Source organism: Lysobacter enzymogenes (genome assembly GCF_017168095.1).
GTDB classification, from domain to species: Bacteria; Pseudomonadota; Gammaproteobacteria; order Xanthomonadales; family Xanthomonadaceae; genus Lysobacter; species Lysobacter enzymogenes_D.
Window position 1 is genome coordinate 1 of record NZ_LXSD01000412.1, and the last position, 20,428, is coordinate 20,428.

16 protein-coding genes are annotated in these 20,428 nt (G+C 70.3%); 7 read left to right on the forward strand and 9 right to left on the reverse strand.

Annotation, left to right across the window (positions count from 1 at the left end; genetic code table 11):
- The first annotated feature begins 231 nt into the window (after positions 1 to 231).
- The 4 genes from A7A76_RS17855 to A7A76_RS17870 all read left to right on the forward strand — a co-directional run bounded on the left by A7A76_RS17855 (position 232) and on the right by A7A76_RS17870 (position 7,222).
- Positions 232 to 1,452 (forward strand): efflux RND transporter periplasmic adaptor subunit, encoded by a 1,221-nt coding sequence (locus tag A7A76_RS17855; RefSeq protein ID WP_206412469.1) that lies wholly within the window; start codon positions 232 to 234, stop codon positions 1,450 to 1,452.
- A gap of 238 nt (positions 1,453 to 1,690) precedes the next feature.
- Positions 1,691 to 4,864 (forward strand): efflux RND transporter permease subunit, encoded by a 3,174-nt coding sequence (locus A7A76_RS17860; RefSeq protein WP_206412470.1) that lies wholly within the window; start codon positions 1,691 to 1,693, stop codon positions 4,862 to 4,864.
- Complete coding sequence (locus tag A7A76_RS17865; RefSeq protein WP_206412471.1) at positions 4,857 to 6,308, forward strand: efflux transporter outer membrane subunit; 1,452 nt, start codon at positions 4,857 to 4,859, stop codon at positions 6,306 to 6,308. The genes A7A76_RS17860 and A7A76_RS17865 overlap by 8 nt, the downstream gene beginning before the upstream one ends.
- 602 nt (positions 6,309 to 6,910) lie before the next feature.
- Entirely contained in the window at positions 6,911 to 7,222 is a 312-nt protein-coding gene (locus A7A76_RS17870; RefSeq protein WP_206412472.1) for a hypothetical protein, read from the forward strand.
- Positions 7,223 to 7,237: 15 nt separating this feature from the next.
- Here the strand turns inward: A7A76_RS17870 and A7A76_RS17875 are convergent, their stop codons facing one another.
- The 9 genes from A7A76_RS17875 to A7A76_RS17915 all read right to left on the reverse strand — a co-directional run bounded on the left by A7A76_RS17875 (position 7,238) and on the right by A7A76_RS17915 (position 16,298).
- The gene (locus A7A76_RS17875) at positions 7,238 to 7,663 is read right to left on the reverse strand and encodes a ketosteroid isomerase-related protein (protein WP_206412473.1); all 426 of its coding nucleotides are present in this window, start codon (positions 7,661 to 7,663) and stop codon (positions 7,238 to 7,240) included.
- A 357-nt stretch (positions 7,664 to 8,020) separates the two neighbouring features.
- Positions 8,021 to 8,764, reverse strand: a complete 744-nt coding sequence (locus tag A7A76_RS17880; protein ID WP_206412474.1) for an MHYT domain-containing protein — start codon at positions 8,762 to 8,764, stop codon at positions 8,021 to 8,023.
- 154 nt (positions 8,765 to 8,918) lie between these two features.
- On the reverse strand, positions 8,919 to 9,722 hold the full coding sequence (locus tag A7A76_RS17885; protein WP_206412475.1) for a V4R domain-containing protein: 804 nt from the start codon (positions 9,720 to 9,722) through the stop codon (positions 8,919 to 8,921).
- A 221-nt stretch (positions 9,723 to 9,943) separates the two neighbouring features.
- Positions 9,944 to 10,939 carry a pyridoxal-phosphate dependent enzyme gene (locus A7A76_RS17890; protein WP_206412476.1) on the reverse strand — a complete coding sequence of 332 codons (996 nt, stop codon included), beginning with the start codon at positions 10,937 to 10,939 and terminating at the stop codon, positions 9,944 to 9,946.
- A gap of 174 nt (positions 10,940 to 11,113) precedes the next feature.
- Positions 11,114 to 12,367 (reverse strand): ABC transporter permease, encoded by a 1,254-nt coding sequence (locus tag A7A76_RS17895; protein ID WP_343225360.1) that lies wholly within the window; start codon positions 12,365 to 12,367, stop codon positions 11,114 to 11,116.
- Positions 12,364 to 13,617 (reverse strand): efflux RND transporter periplasmic adaptor subunit, encoded by a 1,254-nt coding sequence (locus tag A7A76_RS17900; protein WP_206412477.1) that lies wholly within the window; start codon positions 13,615 to 13,617, stop codon positions 12,364 to 12,366. Before A7A76_RS17900 ends, A7A76_RS17895 begins: the two co-directional genes overlap by 4 nt.
- Positions 13,618 to 13,682: 65 nt before the next feature.
- Positions 13,683 to 14,651 carry an HlyD family secretion protein gene (locus A7A76_RS17905; protein ID WP_206412478.1) on the reverse strand — a complete coding sequence of 323 codons (969 nt, stop codon included), beginning with the start codon at positions 14,649 to 14,651 and terminating at the stop codon, positions 13,683 to 13,685.
- Complete coding sequence (locus tag A7A76_RS17910) at positions 14,648 to 15,628, reverse strand: HlyD family secretion protein (protein ID WP_206412479.1); 981 nt, start codon at positions 15,626 to 15,628, stop codon at positions 14,648 to 14,650. The genes A7A76_RS17905 and A7A76_RS17910 overlap by 4 nt, the downstream gene beginning before the upstream one ends.
- Positions 15,612 to 16,298 (reverse strand): ABC transporter ATP-binding protein, encoded by a 687-nt coding sequence (locus A7A76_RS17915; protein WP_206412480.1) that lies wholly within the window; start codon positions 16,296 to 16,298, stop codon positions 15,612 to 15,614. The genes A7A76_RS17910 and A7A76_RS17915 overlap by 17 nt, the downstream gene beginning before the upstream one ends.
- Before the next feature lie 465 nt (positions 16,299 to 16,763).
- On the opposite strand from A7A76_RS17915, the gene A7A76_RS17920 reads away from it, so the two are divergent.
- The 3 genes from A7A76_RS17920 (at position 16,764) to mnmG (ending at position 20,109) form a co-directional block, all read left to right on the forward strand.
- Complete coding sequence (locus A7A76_RS17920; protein ID WP_206412481.1) at positions 16,764 to 16,904, forward strand: hypothetical protein; 141 nt, start codon at positions 16,764 to 16,766, stop codon at positions 16,902 to 16,904.
- An 82-nt stretch (positions 16,905 to 16,986) separates the two neighbouring features.
- The gene (locus A7A76_RS17925; RefSeq protein WP_206412482.1) at positions 16,987 to 17,514 is read left to right on the forward strand and encodes a hypothetical protein; all 528 of its coding nucleotides are present in this window, start codon (positions 16,987 to 16,989) and stop codon (positions 17,512 to 17,514) included.
- A gap of 705 nt (positions 17,515 to 18,219) precedes the next feature.
- On the forward strand, positions 18,220 to 20,109 hold the full coding sequence (gene mnmG / locus A7A76_RS17930; protein WP_206412483.1) for a tRNA uridine-5-carboxymethylaminomethyl(34) synthesis enzyme MnmG: 1,890 nt from the start codon (positions 18,220 to 18,222) through the stop codon (positions 20,107 to 20,109).
- Positions 20,110 to 20,428 lie beyond the last annotated feature (319 nt).

Here is a 20,428-nt window from a genome sequence, read left to right on the forward strand (position 1 = left end):
CGCAACGCCCGCCAGTCCCGCCCCGAGTTCCGCCGCTTCCCCTCCTACCAGCCCGCTTTCCGCCAGCCAGCACTGCTTACCCAAGACGGTCCCGCTTCAGACCCCGGCCGCCGCAACCGCGCAAGAACCGGACTGTGCGTCCGACGACAAGAGCCAACGATGTCTGCTCGACGCGCGCGCCCTGCTGAAGTCGCTGACCGCACCGAATCCCAAACAGGAACCCACCCCACGATGAGCACCCATCACTTCTCCGTCCGCTCCGGCAAGCCCGGCGTCGGGCTTTCCGTGCTCGCGTTGACCGCGAGCCTCGTCATCGCCCTGGCCGCCGTCGGTTGCGGCAGCCAGGCCGCTCCGCACGAAGGCGGCGCGCCGCCGCCGCCGGAAGTCAGCGTCGCCCAGGTCCTGAGCAAGCAGGTCCGGCAGTGGGACGAGTTCACCGGCCGGGTCAGCGCGCCCGAATCGGTCGAACTGCGCGCCCGCGTCAGCGGTTACGTGGATCGCGTCGCCTACAAGGAAGGCCAGGACGTCAAGAAAGGCGACCTGCTGTTCGTGATCGACCAGCGCCGCTACCGCGCCGAGCTCGCCCGCGCCCAGGCCGAACTGGAACGCGCGCGCGCCGAAGCGCGCCTGGCCCAGACCCAGGACAAACGCGCCCAGACCCTGGTCGAGGCCAAGGCGATCTCGCGCGAAGAGTTCGAGACCCGCCGCGCCGCCAGCACCCAGGGCGACGCCGCGGTGCGCGCGGCCGAAGCCGCGGTCGCCTCGGCCCAGCTCGACCTGACCTTCACCGAAGTGCGCTCGCCGATCGACGGCCGCGCCGGCCGCGCCCTGATCACCGCCGGCAACCTCGCCTCGGCCGATCAGACCGTGCTGACCACGGTGGTCTCGCAGAACCCGATGTACGTGTACTTCGAGGCCGACGAGCAGACCTACCTGCGCTACAACGACCTGGCCCGCAAGGGCGAGCGTTCCGGCGACAAGAACCCGGTCAAGATCGGCCTGGCCGGCGAGAGCGGCTATCCGCACGCCGGCACCGTCGACTTCACCGACAACCAGCTCGACTCCAACACCGGCACCATCCGCGCCCGCGCGGTGGTCCCGAACGAAGAGCGCGTGCTGACCCCGGGCCTGTTCGCGCGCGTGCAGCTGGAAGGCAGCGGCCAGTTCAAGGCGATGCTGGTCGACGACAAGGCCGTGCTGACCGATCAGGACCGCAAGTACGTCTACGTGCTCGGCCCGAAGAACGAGGCGGTGCGCAAGGACGTGGTGCTCGGCCGCATGATCGACGGCCTGCGCGTGGTCCAGTCGGGCCTGGCGCCGGGCGACAAGGTCATCGTCCACGGCGTGCAGAAGGTGTTCTTCCCGGGTATGCCGGTGCAGCCCAAGACCATCGCCATGGGCGCGCCGGCGCCGGCGCCCGCGGCGCCGGGCGCGGCGGCCGGGGCCTTGTGAGGTCGGGCTAGCGACACCTTCCAGCGCCGGTCGGGCCCACCTACCGTCGTCCCCGCGAAGGCGGGGACCCAGGGCTCTTCGGGCGAGAACGCTTGATGTCTCTGGATTCCTGCGTTCGCGGGAATGACGAGCAAAAAGCGGCTCGCCCGACCGGCGCGAAAAGCAATCGAAGGCCGGCCCAAACCCACGGGCCCGGCCGGGGACCCATGCGGCTCATCGCCGCACCAAGGAATCCGTCATGGACTTTTCCAAGTTTTTCATCGACCGGCCGATCTTCGCCGCGGTGCTGTCGATCGTGATCTTCGCCGCCGGCCTGATCGCGATTCCGATCCTGCCGATCAGCGAATATCCCGAAGTGGTGCCGCCCTCGGTGGTGGTGCGCACGGTCTATCCGGGCGCCAACCCCAAGGTCATCGCCGAAACCGTCGCCACGCCGCTCGAAGAAGCGATCAACGGCGTCGAAGACATGATGTACATCAAGTCGGTCGCCGGCTCCGACGGCGTGCTGGTCACCACCGTGACCTTCCGCCCCGGCACCAACGCCGACGACGCCGCCGTGCGCGTGCAGAACCGGGTCAGCCAGGCGCTGGCGCGACTGCCCGAGGACGTGCGCCGCCAGGGCGTGACCACGCAGAAGCAGTCGCCGGTGTTCCTGATGGTGGTGCACCTGACCTCGCCCAACGGCAAGTACGACACCCTGTACCTGCGCAACTACGCCCGCCTGCACGTCAAGGACAGCCTGGCGCGCCTGTCGGGCGTCGGCGACGCGCAGATCTTCGGCGGCGGCGACTACGCCATGCGCGCCTGGCTCGACCCGGACAAGATCGCCTCGCGCGGCCTCACCGCCGGCGACGTGGTCCGCGCCATGCGCGAGCAGAACGTGCAGGTCTCCGCCGGCCAGCTCGGCGCCGAGCCGATGCCCAACAGCAGCGACTTCCTGACCCTGATCAACGCCCAGGGCCGCCTGCGCGACCAGAAGGAATTCGGCGAGATCGTGATCAAGCGCGGCGACGACGGCGAAGTGGTGCGGCTGTCCGACGTCGCCCGCCTGGAACTGGGCGCCGGCGACTACAGCCTGCGCTCGCAGCTCGACGGCAAGAACGCGGTCGGCATCGGCATCTTCCAGGCGCCGGGCGCGAACGCGCTGCAGATCCAGGAGCAGGTCATCGCGACGATGAACCAGCTCTCCAAGTCGTTCCCGGAAGGCATCAAGTACGAAGCGGTGTACGACACCACCATCTTCGTGCGCGACTCGATCAAGGCGGTGGTCTCGACCCTGCTGGAAGCGGTGCTGCTGGTGGTGCTGGTGGTGATCCTGTTCCTGCAGACCTGGCGCGCCTCGATCATTCCGTTGATCGCGGTGCCGGTGTCGGTGGTGGGCACGTTCTCCGCGCTGTACCTGCTGGGCTTCTCGATCAACACCCTGAGCCTGTTCGGATTGGTGCTGGCGATCGGCATCGTCGTCGACGACGCGATCGTGGTGGTGGAGAACGTCGAGCGCAACATCGAGGAAGGCCTGAGCCCGCTCGACGCGGCGCACCAGGCGATGAAGGAAGTGTCCGGCCCGATCGTGGCGATCGCGCTGGTGCTGTGCGCGGTGTTCGTGCCGATGGCGTTCTTGTCGGGCGTGACCGGCCAGTTCTACAAGCAGTTCGCGGTGACCATCGCCATCTCCACGGTGATCTCGGCGATTAACTCGCTGACCCTGTCGCCGGCCCTGGCCGCGCGCCTGCTCAAGCCGCACGACGCGCCCAAGGACGCGCCGACGCGTTTGATCGACCGTCTGTTCGGCTGGCTGTTCCGTCCGTTCAACCGCTTCTTCGCCTCCAGCTCGGAGAAGTACCAGGGCGCGGTCTCGCGCACCCTGGGCAAGCGCGGCGCGGTGTTCGTGGTCTACGCGGTGCTGCTGGTGGCCACCGGCTTCATGTTCAAGATCGTGCCGGCCGGCTTCATCCCGCTGCAGGACAAGCTGTACCTGATCGCCGCGGTCAAGCTGCCCGAAGGCTCCTCCATCGCGCGCACCGACGCCCTGCTGAGCAAGGTGACCGACGTTGCGATGAAGACCGAAGGCGTGCAGCACTCGATCGCCTTCCCGGGCCTCAACGCGGTGCAGTTCACCAACACGCCCAACACCGGCGTGGCGTTCCTGCCGCTCAAGCCCTTCAGCGAGCGTCACCGCAGCGCGGTGGAGATCACCGCCGAGCTGAACCAGAAGATCGCCGGCTTCCAGGAAGGCTTCACCTTCGCGCTGATGCCGCCGCCGATCCTCGGCCTGGGCAACGGCGCGGGCTACCAGATGTTCATCCAGGACCGCAACAACCTCGGCTACGGCGCGCTGCAGAACGCGGTCAGCGCGTTCCAGGGCACGATCATGCAGACCCCGGGCATGGGCTACGCCAACAGCACCTACCAGGCCAACGTGCCGCAGCTCGACGCCGAAGTCGACCGCGTCAAGGCCAAGGCGCAAGGCGTGCCGCTAACCGAGCTGTTCGACACGTTGCAGACCTACCTGGGCTCGGCCTACGTCAACGACTTCAACCAGTTCGGCCGCACCTGGCAGGTCATCGCCCAGGCCGACGGCAACTTCCGCGACAGCGTCGAGGACATCGCCAACCTGCGTACCCGCAACGACCGCGGCGAGATGGTGCCGATCGGTTCGATGGTCACCATCAAGCAGACCTTCGGCCCCGACCCGGTGCTGCGCTACAACGGCTACCCGGCCGCCGACATCGCCGGCGACGTCGACCCGCGCGTGATGTCCTCGGCGCAGGCGATGGACGTGGTCAAGGACGTGGCCGCCAAGGTCCTGCCCAACGGCATGGAGATCGAGTGGACCGACCTGAGCTACCAGCAGGCCAGCCAGGGCAACGCGGCGATGATCGTGTTCCCGCTCGCGATCCTGCTGGCGTTCCTGGTGCTGGCCGCGCTGTACGAAAGCTGGACCCTGCCGCTGGCGGTGATCCTGATCGTGCCGATGTGCATGCTCTCGGCCCTGCTCGGCGTCAAGCTGACCGGCGGCGACAACAACGTGTTCGTGCAGGTCGGCCTGGTGGTGCTGATGGGCCTGGCGTGCAAGAACGCGATCCTGATCGTCGAGTTCGCCCGCGAGCTGGAACTGCAGGGCAAGGGCATCGTCGAGTCCGCGCTGGAAGCCTGCCGCCTGCGCCTGCGTCCGATCGTGATGACCTCGATCGCCTTCATCGCCGGCACCGTGCCGCTGGTGCTGTCGCACGGCGCCGGCGCCGAGGTCCGCTCGGTCACCGGCATCACCGTGTTCGCCGGCATGCTCGGCGTGACCCTGTTCGGTCTGTTCCTGACCCCGGTGTTCTACGTGGCGCTGCGCAAGATGGTCGGCAACAAGCTGGTCTCGCACGGCGACCACCACAATGTTTCGGAGACCGTCCATGCGTAATTTGAAACTCCCCGCGGTCGCGTTGCTGACGCTCGCGTTGGCCGCCTGCGCGGTCGGTCCGGACTATGTCCGGCCGACCCTGGCCACGCCGGAGGCGTTCGCCCGCGCCGACGCGCAAGCGGCCACCGACGGCGCCGCCGCGCCGGATCCGGCCGCCGAGTTCTGGCAGAACTTCAACGACCCGGTGCTCACCCACCTGGTCGAGGAGTCGCTCAGCGCCAACCACGACCTGCGCATCGCCCTGGCCAACTACGACCGCGCCAACGCCTTGCTGCGCGGCGCCAAGTTCGACCGTTTCCCGACCATCACCGGCAGCGCCAGCGGCAGCGACACCCGCTCCAGCAGCGACCAGATGCCGGGCGTGGACAACCGCGGCCGCGACAACGAGAGCTACAGCGCCCAGGCCAACGTGAGCTGGGAGCTGGACGTGTTCGGCCGGGTGCGCCGCAACATCGAGTCGCAGCGCGCCGACACCTGGGCCAGCGCGGCCGACCTGCAGGCGATGCAGGTGTCCATCGTCGGCGAAGTGGCGCGCAGCTACGTCGAGCTGCGCGGCCTGCAGGAACGCCTGCGGGTCGCGCGCGAGAACGCCGAGAACCAGACCGAGACCCTGCGCCTGGTGCAGGCGCGCTTCGACGCCGGCCGCGGCACCGAGTTCGACACCGCGCGCGCGCGCGCCCAGCTCGAAGCGACCTTGGCGCGGGTGCCGAACCTGGAAGCCCAGGTCGCGGTCACCCAGCACCGCCTCGCGGTGCTGACCGGGCAGACGCCCGACGCGCTGATCGCCGAGCTCGACCAGGCGACGCCGCTGCCGGCGCTGCCGGCGCGGCTGGATGCCGGCACGCCGGGCGAACTGCTGCGCCGCCGTCCCGACGTCGCCGCCGCCGAGCACCGCCTGCACGCGGCCACTGCGCGCATCGGCGTGGCCACCGCCGATCTGTTCCCGCGCTTCACCCTGTCGGGGCTGATCGGTTCGCAGGCCATCGACACCAGCGCGCTGTTCGAACGCGCCAGCGAAACCCGCCTGGTCGCGCTCGGCATCGACTGGTCGTTCCTCGACATCGGCCGGGTGCGTTCGCGGATCAAGGCCGCCGACGCCAGCGCCGAAGGCGAGCTGGCGCGCTACCAGCAAAGCGTGCTGCTGGCGCTGGAAGACACCGAGAACGCGCTGGTGCGCTATGCCCGCGCGCGGGTCGAGGACCAGCACCTGGAGCGCGCCGCGCAGGACAGCCTCAAGGCCGCCAAGCTCGCGCGCGTGCGCTACGAGGCCGGCGCCGCCGACCTGTTCGAAGTGCTCGACGCCGAACGCACCCAGCTGCAGGCGCAGGACGCCTTCGCCGACGGCCGCACCCGCTCGGTCACCGGCGCCATCGCGCTGTACAAGGCGATGGCGGGCGGCTGGCCGGCGCGCGAGCCGGTGCGCGAGGGGGTGGCGCGGAATTGAGGAGCGGGATCAGGGACTAGGGGTCAGGGAACTGTGGAGGCGTTGCGGCGGGTCGCACGCGGTGCGCCTGGGCAGCGCCGATGCGGCCGCCGGGTGCCCCGCGATCGCTCAACCACCGGCGCACCCACAGTGCCCCAACCCCCAACCCCGCTCCTGCCTTCTCCGCTTTCCCGACCGACGACCCCGGCCTGCGGCCGGCCCCTCCCCCTCTCTCCGCCGCAGGCCGCTCGTCGGTCTTTTTGATCGCCGCCGGCGCGACCGTTGCGTCGCGCCGGCCCACCGGAATCGATTCGCCCGGGACGCGCTGCGCGCTCCTCGCGGTGGGGTTCGCCCAGCGCGTCCCGGGCGGTCGGTGCCTGGCCCAAGTCGCGGCCGCGCAGGCCGCGACGCCGCTTTCCTCGGTCCGACGGGCCGGTCGCGGCGGCAATGCGCGCACGGCCACGGGTTCCGGCCCCCGCGCAGCGCGCAGGCGCGACTGGTAGCGCGCCCGCGCCGCAGCCGCTGCGGCCGACTCGTCGGCTTTTTCGCAGGCATCGCAGCGGGCCCGGCGGGTTATCGTGTCGCCGGACCCGGCCGGGTTCGCCGTTCTGGCGGGAGACCCGATGCAGCGCATCAAGCTGATGCCGGACTACGAGTGCTTCGCGCTCTGGGACGAGAACGCCGTCGCCAACCTGGATGCCGACGCGCTGCCGATATCGGCGCAGCTGAAGGCGCGAATCCACCGTTGGGAGGACGCCTACGACGCCACGCTCGATCGCGACGATCCCGCCCGTTCGGGTTTTGCCAGCGAGCGCGACCTGCACGCCTTCGACGAGGAAGGCCGCGTGCTTTGGCGGTGCCTGCGGCAGGAACTGGGCGAGGGTTACGCGGTGCGCTACTTCAGCTCGATCAGCGCGAGCGTGATCGATCCTTGAGCGCAGTGCGCGAGCTTAGCCGCCGACCTGCGCCACCCAGTGATCGAGGTTGTAGTAATTGGTCACGCGCTGGATCTTGCCCTCGCGGATCTCGAAGAATGCCCCGCCCGGCAGCACGTACTTCTGCCCGCGCGCGTCCGGCAGGCCCGGATCGGTGACCGTGTATTCGCCGTGCACCACATACTCCGCCGCCGCGCGCGTCCCGTCCGGCGAGGCCATCGCGACGATGTCGCGCAATTGCTCGCGATAGTGCCGCGACATCCGCTGCAGAAACGCCGCGAACGCATCGCGGCCGGTTTCGCGCGCGCCCTGGTTGAGGTCGTGGATCACCCCGTCGCCGAGCGTGGCGAGCATGCCGTCCCAGTCGCCGCGGTTGAAGGCGGCGTAGTAGGACAACACCAGTTCGGTGGCCAGATCGTGGCGGCGGAGGCTTTCGGTCATCGTCGATCGTCCTGCGTTGCGGGGCAGGCGAATGATCGCGCATTCGCGCCGGCGCGACGAGACGGCCGCGCATTCGCGGCGTTTGTAGCAGGGCCTGCAAACCCAGCTTTCTGGGAGGGCCTGCAAACCCAGCTTTTGTGGGAGGGCCTTCAGGCCCGATGCTTTTCGCTCCGGGCCTGCGAAGCGACCCGAGCCAAGCGCATCGGGCCTGAAGGCCCTCCCCCCAACGCGTACGGCCCGGCGCTGCGAGCGCCGGGCCGTGTTGCGCCCGCAAGCGAGCGATGTCGAAGACGGGCGCCGCCGGCCCCTTGCTCATCGGATCGCCGGCTTCAAATCCGCATCGTCAAACCCGCGACGTCAAATCCGCACCATCGCGCGCTGCCGCTGGCGCAGCAGGCTGATCGTCAGCACCGCCGCCAGCAGCGCGGTGGTGACCACGAAGATGCCCACGCCCAGGTAGCCGCCGCTGACGCCGCCGGCGGCGGCCGCGCTCTTGTCCGGGATGAAGCTGGCCGCGAGCATGCCGGTGTAGTGCATGCCGCACACCGCCACGCCCATCACCAGCGCGCTGCCGAGCATCTGGCCCCAGCCGCGCAGGTTGAACGCCAGCCACAGCGCGACGATCGAGGCGACCACGGCGATCGCGCCGGAGGCCACCAGCAGCGAGCTGTTGTAGACGGTGTCGGCCGGCATCACCATCGCGGCCATGCCGGCGTAGTGCATGCCGGTGACGCCCAGGCCCATCAGCACGCCGCCGACGATCAGCTTGCCCCAGTTGAAGACGCCGCTGCCGGCGATGGCCAGGCCGGCCATGCACGACACCACCGCGATCGCCGCCGAGCCCAGGGTCACGGGCAGGTCGTAGGTGACTTCCACGTTCATGCGGCAGGCGAGCATGGCGATGAAGTGCATCGCCCAGATCGCGCCGCCGCCCATGGCGATGCCGGCGGCGGTGATCGCGCGCCAGCGCGCCGCGCCGGTCGAGCCGGGGATGGCGATGGCCAACTGCAGGGCGGTGAACGATCCCAGCACCGACACCACATAGGACAGGATCACGAGCAACGGATCGTGGACGCATTGGATGGCTTGGTCGAGCGGCATGGCGAACCCCCTGGTGGATGGGTGGTAAGGCAGGGATGAACAGCAATCGGCCGCCCGGGCGCTGTCCCGCGCCAAGGCGACATCCCACGCCGGCGCGTGCGTCGGCGCGTGGGCCGCGGCGATCCCGGCCGCGGCGGTCGACCGGTCTGTCCGGTCAGGTTTCGAATTCGAACCGGCAGGTCTCCGCGCCGGTGTTGCGGCACTGGCTTTCGACCACCCGCACGTTGCCGCCGTGCTGGCCTTCGAGCAGGCCGCCGAGCATGCCGCGCAGGAAATGGCAGCACTCGCCATGTTCGCCGCGATGGCAGAAGGGGCTGTTGCGCACGCGCAAGACGTCGTCCTGCAGCTCGGCCTGGACCAGCTGACGCATCGCCGGCAGGGCGATGCGGCGCACCGAGTCGCCCAGCGGCAGCTGTCCGCCGAGCGCGAAGTCGCGCTTGTAGACCCAGGCGCCGACGCGCTGGCCGATGTAGCGCAAGGTCGCCTCGCGCTGGGCCGGCGGCAGCTCGCGCTCCAGCGCGACCAGCTGCAGCAGGATGTTGGGGTAGTTGCGGGCGAGCTGCGGCAGCAGCGTTTCCACCCGCTGCAGGTCGATCGGCGCGGCTCCCGCGGGCGCCGGCGCGGCCTGCGCGGGCGCCGGTGTCGCGACGGGCGGCGCATGGCCGTCGCCGTGGCCGTTGTGGCCGTTGGCGCGCGCGACCGGCGGCGGCGCGCTCGGCGCGCCTTCGTAGGGCGAGGCTTCGAAGCTCTGCACCAGGTGATGGGTGCCCAGCTTCTCTTCCAGCACCAGCAATTGGTCGGCCGGCCCGCGCACCACCATCACCAACACCACGCCTTCGTCGCTGTTGAGCATGCGCTGGCGCAGCAGGGTGAATCCGTTGGCGATGACGACCTGGCCCAGGGCCAGCAGCAGGCCGTCGCGGCGCTCGGAAACCACGCGAAACTCGACATCCACCATGCAGAACTCCCCTGGCCTGTGCACGGGTCGGCATCGCCCGGATGGGGCGGTCCGCGCGGCATGACAGGGACTGGCGCGCGATGGCGCAGCGTGCCAGTTGCGTTAACAAAAAACACTAACGCAGATCACAGAAAAGCCCTGGTTTTGAGGCTTTTTATGCGGCGCGTGTACTTGCTCTCAACGTGCGCCGCATAACAAACGCAAAGCGAATCGGGAACCGGTCACGACGCCTGCGCGGCGAACCAATGCGCCGCCTGATCGAGGTCCACATTGCCGCCGGAGACGATCAGGCCGACGCTGCGTCCGGCGAAAACCTCGCGATGCGCGAGCACCGCCGCCAGCGGCACCGCGCCGGAGGGTTCGACCACCAGCTTCATGCGTTCCCAGATCAGCCGCATCGCCGCGATCGCCTGGGCGTCGTCGACCAGCAGCACCTCGCGCACATGTGAGCGAAGGATAGGAAAGGTGAGCGTGCCCAGTTCCGCGCGCAGTCCGTCGCAGACGGTGTCGGTGGCGCGGCCGGTGATGCGCCGGCCTTCGGCCAGCGAGTCGTGGGCGTCGCGCGCGCCCTGCGGTTCGGCGCCGTAGACCGCGATGGCCGGGTCGCCGCCGAGCGCGGCGATGGCGGTGCCCGAGAGCAGGCCGCCGCCACTGACCGGCGCGATCACCGCGTCCAGGCCGGGCGCGGCGGCCATCAGTTCCAGGGTCGCGGTGCCCTGCCCCGCGATCACCCGCGGGTCGTTGAACGGATGCACCAGCACGCCGCCGGTGTCGGCCAGCACCTGCGCGGTCGTTTCGTCGCGCGCGGACTGCGCCGGTTCGCAGAACACGACGTCGGCGCCGTAGGCGCGGATCGCGGCGAGCTTGACCTTGGGCGTGTTGTGCGGCGCGACCACGGTGGCGCGTGCGCCGCGCAGGCGCGCGGCCAGGGCGATGGCGCCGCCGTGGTTGCCCGAGCTCTGGGTGACGATGCCGCGCGCGGCCTGCTCGTCGCTGAGCGAGAACACCGCATTGCAGGCGCCGCGGAACTTGAACGCGCCGCCGCGCTGCAGGTTCTCGCATTTGAAGTGCAGCCGGCAGCCGGCCAGTTCGTCCAGCGCGCGCGAGGTCAGCACCGGGGTGGCGTGCGCGTGCGGCGCGATGCGCGCGGCGGCGGCGAGGATGTCGGTGTAGGTGGGGGCGGCGGTGTCGAGCGTCGGGGAGTTTTGGGCGTTCATGGCCGAAGCGTAGCGTGTGGAGCGCAAAAGCGGGATCAGGGAATAGGGATTGGGGAACCGCGGTTGCGCGGCGAGCGTAGATTCAGTCCCGCGTTACAACAACTTCACGGCGACCTCGCCCGCCAGCCGGCGCAACTCCACCTCCCCAATCCCCAATCCCGCTTTTGCTCCCCCTCAGTCATGCCTCAACGCCGCGATCGGATCCAGCCGCGCCGCCTGCCGCGCCGGATACACGCCGAACGCCAGCCCGACCGCGGCGCAGAAGGTCGCCGACAGCAGCACCGGGATCGGCGCCCAGGCCACCTGCCAGCCGGCGAACGCGGCGATCAGGTAGGCCAGCAGCACGCCGAACAGCAGGCCCAGCGCCGCGCCGCTCACGCAGATCACCGTGGCCTCGCGCAGGAACTGCGCGACCACGTCGCGCCGGCGCGCGCCCAGCGCGCGCAGCAGGCCGATCTCGCGCCGCCGTTCGAGCACGTTGGCGAGCATGATGTTCATGATGCCGATGCCGCCGACCAGCAGGCTGACGCCGGCGATCGCGCCCATGACCACGCGGAAGATGCGCTGGGTCTTCTGGTGCTGCTGGAACAGCTGCTGCGGCACCACCAGGCGGAAGTCGGCGCTGCCGGCGTGGCGCTGGCCGAGCACCGTCGACAGCACCCGCGCGCCGGCCGCCAGCTGCGAGGGATCGGCCAGGCGCAGCAGGAAGCGGTCGATCTCGTCTTCCTGCGGATTGAACTTGAACCGCGCGCGCGCGCTGGCCAGCGGCACGTACACGCGGTTGCTCTCCAGCCCCAGTTGCACGCCTTCGAACTGGTCCTTGCTCAGGTCGCGATCGGCGAGCACGCCGACGACCTGCAGCCACACGTGGTTGACCTTGAGATCGCGGCCGAGCGGATCGACCCCGGGAAACAGATCGGCCGCGGCCTGATGGCCGAGCACCGCCACCGCGGCCAGCGCGCGGTCGTCGTCGGCGTTCAGCGCGCGGCCCTTGGCCACGCGCAGCGACGACAGTTCGAAGTAGTCCGGGCTCACGCCGCTGGCCTGGGCATCGCTGTGGCCGCTGTCGCTGAACACCGAGTGGGTGCGGATGGGTTTTTCGGCGGCGTAGCGCTGCGCGCCGGGGACCACCGCCAGCGCCGCGTCGGCGTCGGCCAGACTCAGGCCGAGGCTGCGCGCGCGGATCTCGCGCAGGCTGTTCTCGTCCTGCTGCAGCTTGGCTTCGGCGATGAGGTTGTTCAGGCCGAGGCTTTCGACCAGGCGCAACGCCTCGCGCCGGCTGCCCTCGCCCACCGCCTGCATCGCCACGATCGCGCCGACGCCGAAGATCAGGCCGAGCAAGGTCAGCAGCGTGCGCAGCCGGCGCCGCCACAGTTCCTCGACCGCTTCGCGCCAGATCGGCGGCAGCCAGCCCAGCGCGCGGCTCACCGCGCCACCGCCCGCGCCGGCTGCGGCTTGGCCGCTGCGTTCTTGTCCTGTTCGGCGGCGTCCTTGGCCGCGTCTTCGGCCTTGGCGGTGGGCGCGTCGATCGCGCCGGCCTCGGCCAGCAGCACCTGCTCGCCTTCTTTCAAACCCGAGAGCACCTGCGAGCGCGCCGGCCCGCGCACGCCGAGCTTGACCGCGCGGCGCTGGAAACCCGCGCCGTCGCGCACGCGCACATAGTCGCGGCCGTCGTCGCTGTCGACCGCGACGTTGGCCACGCTGAGCGCGCGCGGCGCGTCCAGCAGCACCACCCGCGCTTGCAGCTGCTGGCCCGGCACCAGCTGGTAGCGCGCGATCGCCTCGGCCGGAATCGGCGCCTTCATGCTCAGATACTTCACCGGGCTTTGCTGGTTGCGCACCTTGGCCGCGCTGGCGACCCAGGACAGTTTGCTGACGATCTTCTGCTGCGGCCGGCCGACCGGGAACATCTCCACCGCATTGCCGACCCGCACGCCCTGCGCTTCGATCTGCGGCAGGCTCAGTTCCAGCTCCATCGCCGAGGCGTCGGGCAGGCTGCCGTAGTCGAAGCCGGCGCGCAGGGTCGCGCCGACGTTGGCCTTGTCGCCCTGCCAGTTGCTCGCCAGCATCAGCACGCCGTCGTTGGGCGCGCGCAGTTCCAGCGCGTCCAGGTCGGACTGGCGCGCCTTGGCGGCGATGTCGAAGGTCGCGCGCTGGGCGTCGAGCACCGCCAGCTCGGCGCCGCCGCGCACGCCGGACTGGCCGCGCTGCCATTGCAGGATGTCCTGCTTGGCGGTGAGGAAGCTGCGGTCCTGCACCGCGTCGAGCACTTCGTTGCGCGCCATCGTGCTGAGGTCGGCGCTGGCGTAGCGCTCGGCGATGGCCAACTGCACCGCGACCTGGGCCAGGTCGACCGCGACCTTGCTCTGCGCGGTGTCCAGGTCGCCCTGCTTGGCCGCGCGGGCCAGCTGGTTGCGCTGCAGGTCGATCAAGGTCTGGGCGAGCTCCTGCTTGCCCTGGTCGGCGGAGAAGCGCGCGATCAGGTCGCCCTTCTTGACCGCGCTGCCTTCCGGCAGCATCCATTCGACCTGGCGCGCGGCCCAGTTGCGGCCCGGCACGTTGAGCGGCGTGGCCTTGGCCGATTTGAGCTCGCCCTCGCCGCGCACGCTCAGGCGCAGCGGCGCCGGCGTGACGGTTTCGGTCGCCGCCGGCGCGATTTCGCCCGAGCAGGCGGCCAACCAAAGAGGCAGGACAACCCAGCCTCCGCACCGCAGCAGAAACCGCGTAGCACGAGCGCCGCTTTTCATTTGCCAGCCCCCGAAGCCGCGATCTCCACCCGCACCGCCTGCCCCGGCCGCAGCGGCGCGCGCGGATCGTCGAGCTGCACGTCCAGGTCCAGCACCGGCACCGGCTGCACCTGCGATTTGCTGCGCACCGCGCGCCCGACCGAGGCGACCTTGCCGCGCACCACGCTGCCGGCGCCGCCCTCGACCACGATCCGCACCGGCGCGCCGACCTTGACCTGGCCCAGGTCGCGCTCGGCCAGTTCGGCGCGCACCGCCAGCGTGCTCATGTCGGGAATCTCGGCCACGGTCTGGCCGACCCACACCTGCGAGCCGACATCGAATTTCTCGCCCTCGAAATTGCTCCGGTGCATCATCAGCCCGTCGCGCGGCGCGGTCACTTCCAGCGCCTGCTGCGAACGCTGCAGGCGATCGACATCGGCCTGCAGCTGGTCGCGCTCGGACGCCAGCAGGCGCCGTTCCTGCCGGCGCTGCTCGGCCGAGAGCGTCTCGCGCTTGCGCGCCAGTTCGAACTTGCGTTCGGCCTGCTGGCGCGCGACCACCAGCTTGCGGTACTCGACCCCGGCGATCAGTTCGGCCGGCTGCTCGGTCTTGCGCCTGGCTTTCTCCAGCGCGGCCTGCGCCTCGGCCGTGGCCAGGCGTTCGGTGCGTTCGCGGTCGGCCAGCTCCAGGTCGAGCTTCTGCAGCTCGCTCTGTTTTTCCTTGAGCTGGCTGCGCTTTTCGGTGAGCTGCTTGATCACGTCGCTGCTGTCGAAGCTGATCACCGCCTGGCCGCGCTTGACCGGCGCGCCGTCGGGCGCGAGCTGGGTGATGCTGAACTGCCACATGCGCTCGATGTTCGGCGGCATCAGCGCCGAGGAGCGGCGCGCATACACCTCGCCGTCCACGCGCAGCGGCGCGGCGGCGCCGGCGGCGGCGCTCGCGCAGGCCAGTGCCAGCGCGGCGGCGACGGCGAGGGCGCGGCTCATCGGCGCGCTCCGGCCGCGGTCACCCGCACGCTCATGCCCGGCAGCAAGGCCAGGCCATGGTTATTCGGCAGATCGATGTCGACGGTGAAATAGCGCCCGTCGCCCCATTCGGGTTTGCGGTCGGGCGCGCCGGCGATCGCGCTGATGCGCCCGCGCAGTTCGCGCCTGGGCAGCGCGTCGAAACTCAGCTGCACGTCCTGGCCGACGCGCAGGCCGGGGCGGTCGGGTTCCAGCGCCCAGGCGCGCACCTGCATCGCGCCGCCGCTGCCGACCACTTCGCCGGCCTTGCTGCCGGGCATGGTCGAGCTGCCTTCGTCGATGCGCCCGCCGATCCAGTTGTTGTTGAAGCCGTGCAGGACCACGCCGTCGCGTTCGGCGCGCACTTCCGACTGGCGCAGCAGCGCGGCGTAGTAATCGCGCTGCACGCCGAGCTTGCGCGTTTCCAGCTCGCCGTCCTGGCGCCGGCGCGCGACCGCGGCGCGCGCGGCGTCGAGCTGCTCGCGCTTGAGCCGCTGCTCGCGCGTGGTCTTGTCCAGCTCGCCCTGGTGGCGGTCGTAGTCGAGCTGCGAGATCAGTCCGCGCGGAATCGCCGCCTCGATCTTGGCCGTGGCCAGCGCCGCATCGGCTTCGGCCAGCGCGACTTCGGCGTCGACCGCCTTGACTTCCAGCTCGGCCAGCTCCTTGGCCGACTTGGCCCGGGCCTGCTCGATCTTGGCGTCGAGTTCGGGAATCTGGGTGCCGGCCTGACCCGGATCGATGCGCAGCACCACCTCGCCGGCCTTCACCGCCTGCCCTTCCGGCACGAAGTAACGGATCGACACCGGCGCGGTGTTGGCCTGCGGCGTGTAGATCTGCTGCGCGCCGACCGAGCGCACTTCACCGGTCAACACCACCGCGCCCGCGGCCGGCGCCGCCAGCGCGGCGGCCAGGGCGAGCGTGGCGACGGCGGCGGCCACGCGCTCAGGCCGCCCGGTCATGCGCGCTGTCCAGTTCGACCTTGCCGTCGTGCAGGCGCACCTCGCGCGGCGCGCGCGCGGCCAGGTCGCGGTCGTGGGTCACAAGCACCACGGTCTGGCCGCCGGCGTGGACCTCGCCGATCAGGTCGAGCACGTCGGCCGCGCTCTTGGAATCGAGGTTGCCGGTGGGTTCGTCGGCCAGCAGCAGCGCCGGCTGCAGCAGCAGCGCGCGGGCGATCGCGGCGCGTTGCTGCTGGCCGCCGGACAGCTCGCTGGGCCGGTGGCCGCTGCGCTCGCCCAGGCCGACCCGCGCCAGCAGCTCGCGCGCGCGCTGCGGCGCGTCGGCCGGCGGCTGGCGGTGGAAGCGCAGCGGCAGCAGCACGTTCTCCAGCAAGGTCAGCCGCGGCAGCAGATGGAAGCTCTGGAACACGAAGCCGATGCGGCGGTTGCGGATGTCGCTGGCGGCCTCGTCGTCGAACTCGGCGACGTCGCGGCCTTCGATCAGGTAGCGGCCGCGGGTCGGGCGGTCCAGGCAGCCCAGGATGTTGAGCAGGCTCGACTTGCCCGAACCGGAGGCGCCGGTGATGGCGACGAACTCGCCCGCACCGATCTTCAGGTCCACCCCGGCCAATGCATTCACCGCCTGGCCGTTCATTTCGTAGCGACGATGGACCGCATCCAATTCGATCATCGATAACCGGGCCGGGAGAAGAGAGAAGAGCGGCGCGCGGACGTCCGACGCGCGGGCGCCGCCGTGTCGTTGCGACCCGGCGCGCCCGCTGAAGGTTCCCGCGCCGACGCGGGTCGGCGCAATCCCCTATTTGTCAGAAATTGTGCCGGCGCCGCGCCGGGTTCGTCCCGCGGCGCGGGGTAAGGGCCTGTCCGCGCGCGGCCGCAGGCAACGATTCATGAACCAGGAATGTGAACCCGTACCGCAATCGCGCAGGTCTTCATCGATAGTTTATGGATCGACCCGCCAGGTGTTTCGGTCGCGGAACGGGCGCAGGCGCATCGGATGCGCGCCGCACGGCGGTATCCGGCCCGGCCGGCCCGCGTTGCGGTTGGACCCTCGGATCGATCGGCCACGACAGCCGCCCGCCACCCGGACGCAGCCGCGCCCGGCCCACCACGACGCTCCATCACAGGGGAAACTCCCATGCGCAAACTCTTGGTCTGTCTGGCTCTGAGCCTGGTCCTGCTCACCGGCTGCGAGCCGCCGGACGTGATCCCCACGGCCAGGCAGGCGGCTCCCCACATCGATCTGAGCGACAACGCGGCCCAGGCCGAACCGGCCTGAAACTGACATTTGCGGGTCGGCCGAGTTAAGCCCGAGTTCAATGCTTCAGGCAGACTCTGAAACCCTATCCGGGGGGTCTGCCATGATCCGCAAACTGACAATTCCGCTTCTCGCAGCCGGCCTGCTGGCCGGCTGCGTCTCCGACTACACCGTCCGCGGCGGCGGTGGGCCGGGCTCGTACTACTACGGCCGGCCGAGCGTCGACTACAACTACTACGGCAACTACTACGGGCCGGGCTACGGCTATTACCCGTACGGCGAGTCGTACCGCTACCGTTACGGCGGCTATTACGGCAATCCGTATTACGGCGGTTACGGCGGCTATCCGTATTACTACGGCTATCCGCGCTACTACTACCCCAACCGTCCGGGCCGGCCGCACCAGCCGAACCCGCCGTCGAACCACAACCCGCCGCCGCGCAGCGACGGCGGCCTGCCGTGGCGCGACACCCGCCCGGTCGGCGGCGGCGCCTGGGGCCCGCGCAATCCGGGCAGCAGCCTGCCCCAGCCGCGTGCCACGCCGCAGCCGCAAATGATGACGCCGCGTGCCCCGGCGATGCCCTCCGCGCGCCGCGACGGTGGCCGCGCCTGGCGCGACGTGGAGCGCTGATCCGGCTGAACAGGCTGAGCCGGACACCGGCCATCGGTCGTTTGCGACCGCTCGAGACACCACAAGGGGCCTGCGGGCCCCTTTTTCGTCGGAACTGGAACGGTGCGCACTTGCGTTCCTGACGGAGTGACAGCAATCTACCGCTACTGACCGCTTACGTCGCATTTGGACGTTTTCGGTAAGCACAGGCTTCTATGTCGGCGCCTGGCGAGGAATCACGGATCCCCCCTGTTCCGTCCCCGTCAGGCGTCGGCGCCCATTCCGCTCCGCATCGCGGACGCGACCGAAAAGCGCGCGTATCTACGCGCGCTTTTCTTTTTGCTTCAAAGGGTTGCGGCGAATGCCCGGAACGGGCGCCGCGGTCGCCGCGTGGGCGCGGGACAGGCCGGCGAGGGCCGGAACGCAGACAATAAAAAGGGGCCGAATGTCCCCCGACATTCGGCCCCCGGCTTCCCCCGCGAGCGCTTGGCCAGCCCCTGTTCCAATTCCAGCCGGCGTCTAGCGCCTGCCCCGCAAGGTGCATGGATAACTCAAGCATGAACTATGCCAACTTCGGGCGCGGTGGATGCCGGGCGAGGGCGGCGCGGCGGCCCGCGAAACCGGCCTGACGGCCTGCTCGGCCGGAGCGTGCGAAAATAGCGCCTGCCGCGCGGCTGGCGATTGCCGAGCCCCGCGCCCGACTTCCTCCTTCCGAATCCCGCTGCCGTGTCCGACTCCTTCTACCAATTCGACGTCATCGTGGTGGGCGGCGGCCATGCCGGGACCGAGGCCGCGCTGACCGCCGCGCGCGCCGGCGCGCGCACCCTGCTGCTGACCCATTCGATCGAAACCGTCGGCGCGATGAGCTGCAACCCGGCCATCGGCGGCATCGGCAAGGGCCATCTGGTCAAGGAAATCGATGCGATGGGCGGGATCATGGGCCGCGCCGCCGATGCCGCCGGCATCCAGTGGCGCCGGCTCAACGCCAGCAAGGGCCCGGCGGTGCGCGCCACCCGCTGCCAGGCCGACCGCGCGCTGTACCGCGCCTTCATCCGCCGCGCGGTCGAGGCGCAGCCGGGGCTGAGCCTGTTCCAGGCCGCGGTCGACGACATCGAATTCGATGCCGGCCGCGTCGCCGGCGTGCTTACCCAAACCGGCCTGCGTTTCCGCGCGCCGGCGGTGGTGCTGACCGCCGGCACCTTCCTCGCCGGCAAGGTCCACGTCGGCCAGACCACCTACGCCGCCGGCCGCGCCGGCGACCCGCCGGCGACCGCGCTGGCCGCGCGCCTGCGCGAAGGGCCGTTCGTGGTCGACCGGCTCAAGACCGGCACGCCGCCGCGCATCGATGGGCGCAGCCTGGACTACTCGGTGATGGAGGAGCAGCCGGGCGACGATCCGCGTCCGGTCATGTCCTTCATCGGCAGCGCCGCCGACCATCCGCGTCAGGTTTCGTGCTGGATCACCCACACCCGCGAGCAGACCCACGAGATCATCCGCGGCGCGCTCGACCGCTCGCCGCTGTACACCGGCCAGATCGAGGGCATCGGCCCGCGCTACTGCCCCTCGATCGAGGACAAGGTGGTGCGCTTCGCCGAGAAGGCCAGCCACCAGATCTTCGTCGAGCCCGAAGGGCTGGAGACGTTCGAGATCTATCCCAACGGCATCTCGACCTCGCTGCCGTTCGACGTGCAGCTGGCGCTGGTGCGTTCGATCCGCGGTTTCGAGCACGCCCACCTGACCCGGCCGGGCTATGCCATCGAATACGATTTCTTCGACCCGCGCGGGCTCAAGAGCACGCTGGAGACCAAGTCCGTGGCCGGGTTGTTCTTCGCCGGCCAGATCAACGGCACCACCGGCTACGAAGAGGCGGCCGCGCAGGGGCTGCTGGCCGGGCTCAACGCGGCGCGGTTCGTGCGCGGCGTCGAGGGCTGGAGCCCGCGCCGCGACCAGGCCTACCTGGGCGTGCTCGTCGACGACCTGATCACCCACGGCACCAGCGAGCCCTATCGCATGTTCACCTCGCGCGCCGAGTACCGCCTGCAGCTGCGCGAGGACAACGCCGACCAGCGGCTGACGCCGATGGCGCGCGAGATGGGGCTGGTGGACGACGCGCGCTGGGGCCGGTTCGAACGCAAGCTCGAGGCGGTGGAGCGCGAAACCGCGCGGCTGGGCGCGGTGTGGGCGGCGCCGAACAACGCGCTGGGGCGCGAGCTGGCGCAGACGCTGGGCATCGAGGTCAGCCGCGAGAGCAGCGCGCGCGACCTGCTCAAGCGGCCGGAACTGGATTACGCCCGGCTGATGCAGGTGGCGTCGCTGGGCCCGGGCGCGAGCGATGCCGAGGTGGCCGAGCAGGTCGAGATCGGGGTGAAGTACGCCGGTTATCTGGATCGCCAGCGCGAAGAGATCGAGCGCCAGCAGCGCAACGAGAACACGCCGATTCCCGAAGCGTTCGACTACGCCGCGGTGCGCGGCCTGTCGGCCGAGGCGCAGCAGAAGCTCGAACGCGTGCGGCCGCAGACGGTGGGGCAGGCGCAGCGCATTCCCGGCATGACGCCGGCGGCGATCTCGCTGCTGCTGGTGCACCTCACGCGCGCGCGGCGCTCGCGGGTAGCGTGAGCGCGAGCGGGCCGCTGCGCTGAGGTGCAATCGTCGGACGAATCGATGCTGCGATTCCGACTGTAGGAGCGACGCGAGTCGCGACCGCGGCATTGCGGCTGCGTCGCAAGGTTCGGCGTAGTTGCGTTGTCGCGGTCGCGGCTTGCGCCGCTCCTACAGGTAGCCGCCGCTAGGGCGGTGCGACCTGGTTCGGCTGTTGCCGATGCAGTTGGCGCGTACGGCGTTCTCGCCAGACGAGTCGATCTTGCGATTCCGACTGTAGGAGCGACGCGAGTCGCGACCGCGGCAATACGGCTGCGCCGCAAGGTTCGGCGTAGTT

Excerpts from the sequence above, each read along its gene's own strand:
- A7A76_RS17855 (WP_206412469.1), top strand. The coding sequence starts at position 232 with ATGAGCACCCATCACTTCTCCGTCCGCTCCGGCAAGCCCGGCGTCGGG.
- A7A76_RS17860 (WP_206412470.1), top strand. The coding sequence starts at position 1,691 with ATGGACTTTTCCAAGTTTTTCATCGACCGGCCGATCTTCGCCGCGGTG.
- A7A76_RS17865 (WP_206412471.1), top strand. The coding sequence starts at position 4,857 with ATGCGTAATTTGAAACTCCCCGCGGTCGCGTTGCTGACGCTCGCGTTG.
- A7A76_RS17870 (WP_206412472.1), top strand. The coding sequence starts at position 6,911 with ATGCAGCGCATCAAGCTGATGCCGGACTACGAGTGCTTCGCGCTCTGG.
- A7A76_RS17875 (WP_206412473.1), bottom strand. The coding sequence starts at position 7,663 with ATGACCGAAAGCCTCCGCCGCCACGATCTGGCCACCGAACTGGTGTTG.
- A7A76_RS17880 (WP_206412474.1), bottom strand. The coding sequence starts at position 8,764 with ATGCCGCTCGACCAAGCCATCCAATGCGTCCACGATCCGTTGCTCGTG.
- A7A76_RS17885 (WP_206412475.1), bottom strand. The coding sequence starts at position 9,722 with ATGGTGGATGTCGAGTTTCGCGTGGTTTCCGAGCGCCGCGACGGCCTG.
- A7A76_RS17890 (WP_206412476.1), bottom strand. The coding sequence starts at position 10,939 with ATGAACGCCCAAAACTCCCCGACGCTCGACACCGCCGCCCCCACCTAC.
- A7A76_RS17905 (WP_206412478.1), bottom strand. The coding sequence starts at position 14,651 with ATGAGCCGCGCCCTCGCCGTCGCCGCCGCGCTGGCACTGGCCTGCGCG.
- A7A76_RS17910 (WP_206412479.1), bottom strand. The coding sequence starts at position 15,628 with ATGACCGGGCGGCCTGAGCGCGTGGCCGCCGCCGTCGCCACGCTCGCC.
- A7A76_RS17915 (WP_206412480.1), bottom strand. The coding sequence starts at position 16,298 with ATGATCGAATTGGATGCGGTCCATCGTCGCTACGAAATGAACGGCCAG.
- A7A76_RS17920 (WP_206412481.1), top strand. The coding sequence starts at position 16,764 with ATGCGCAAACTCTTGGTCTGTCTGGCTCTGAGCCTGGTCCTGCTCACC.
- A7A76_RS17925 (WP_206412482.1), top strand. The coding sequence starts at position 16,987 with ATGATCCGCAAACTGACAATTCCGCTTCTCGCAGCCGGCCTGCTGGCC.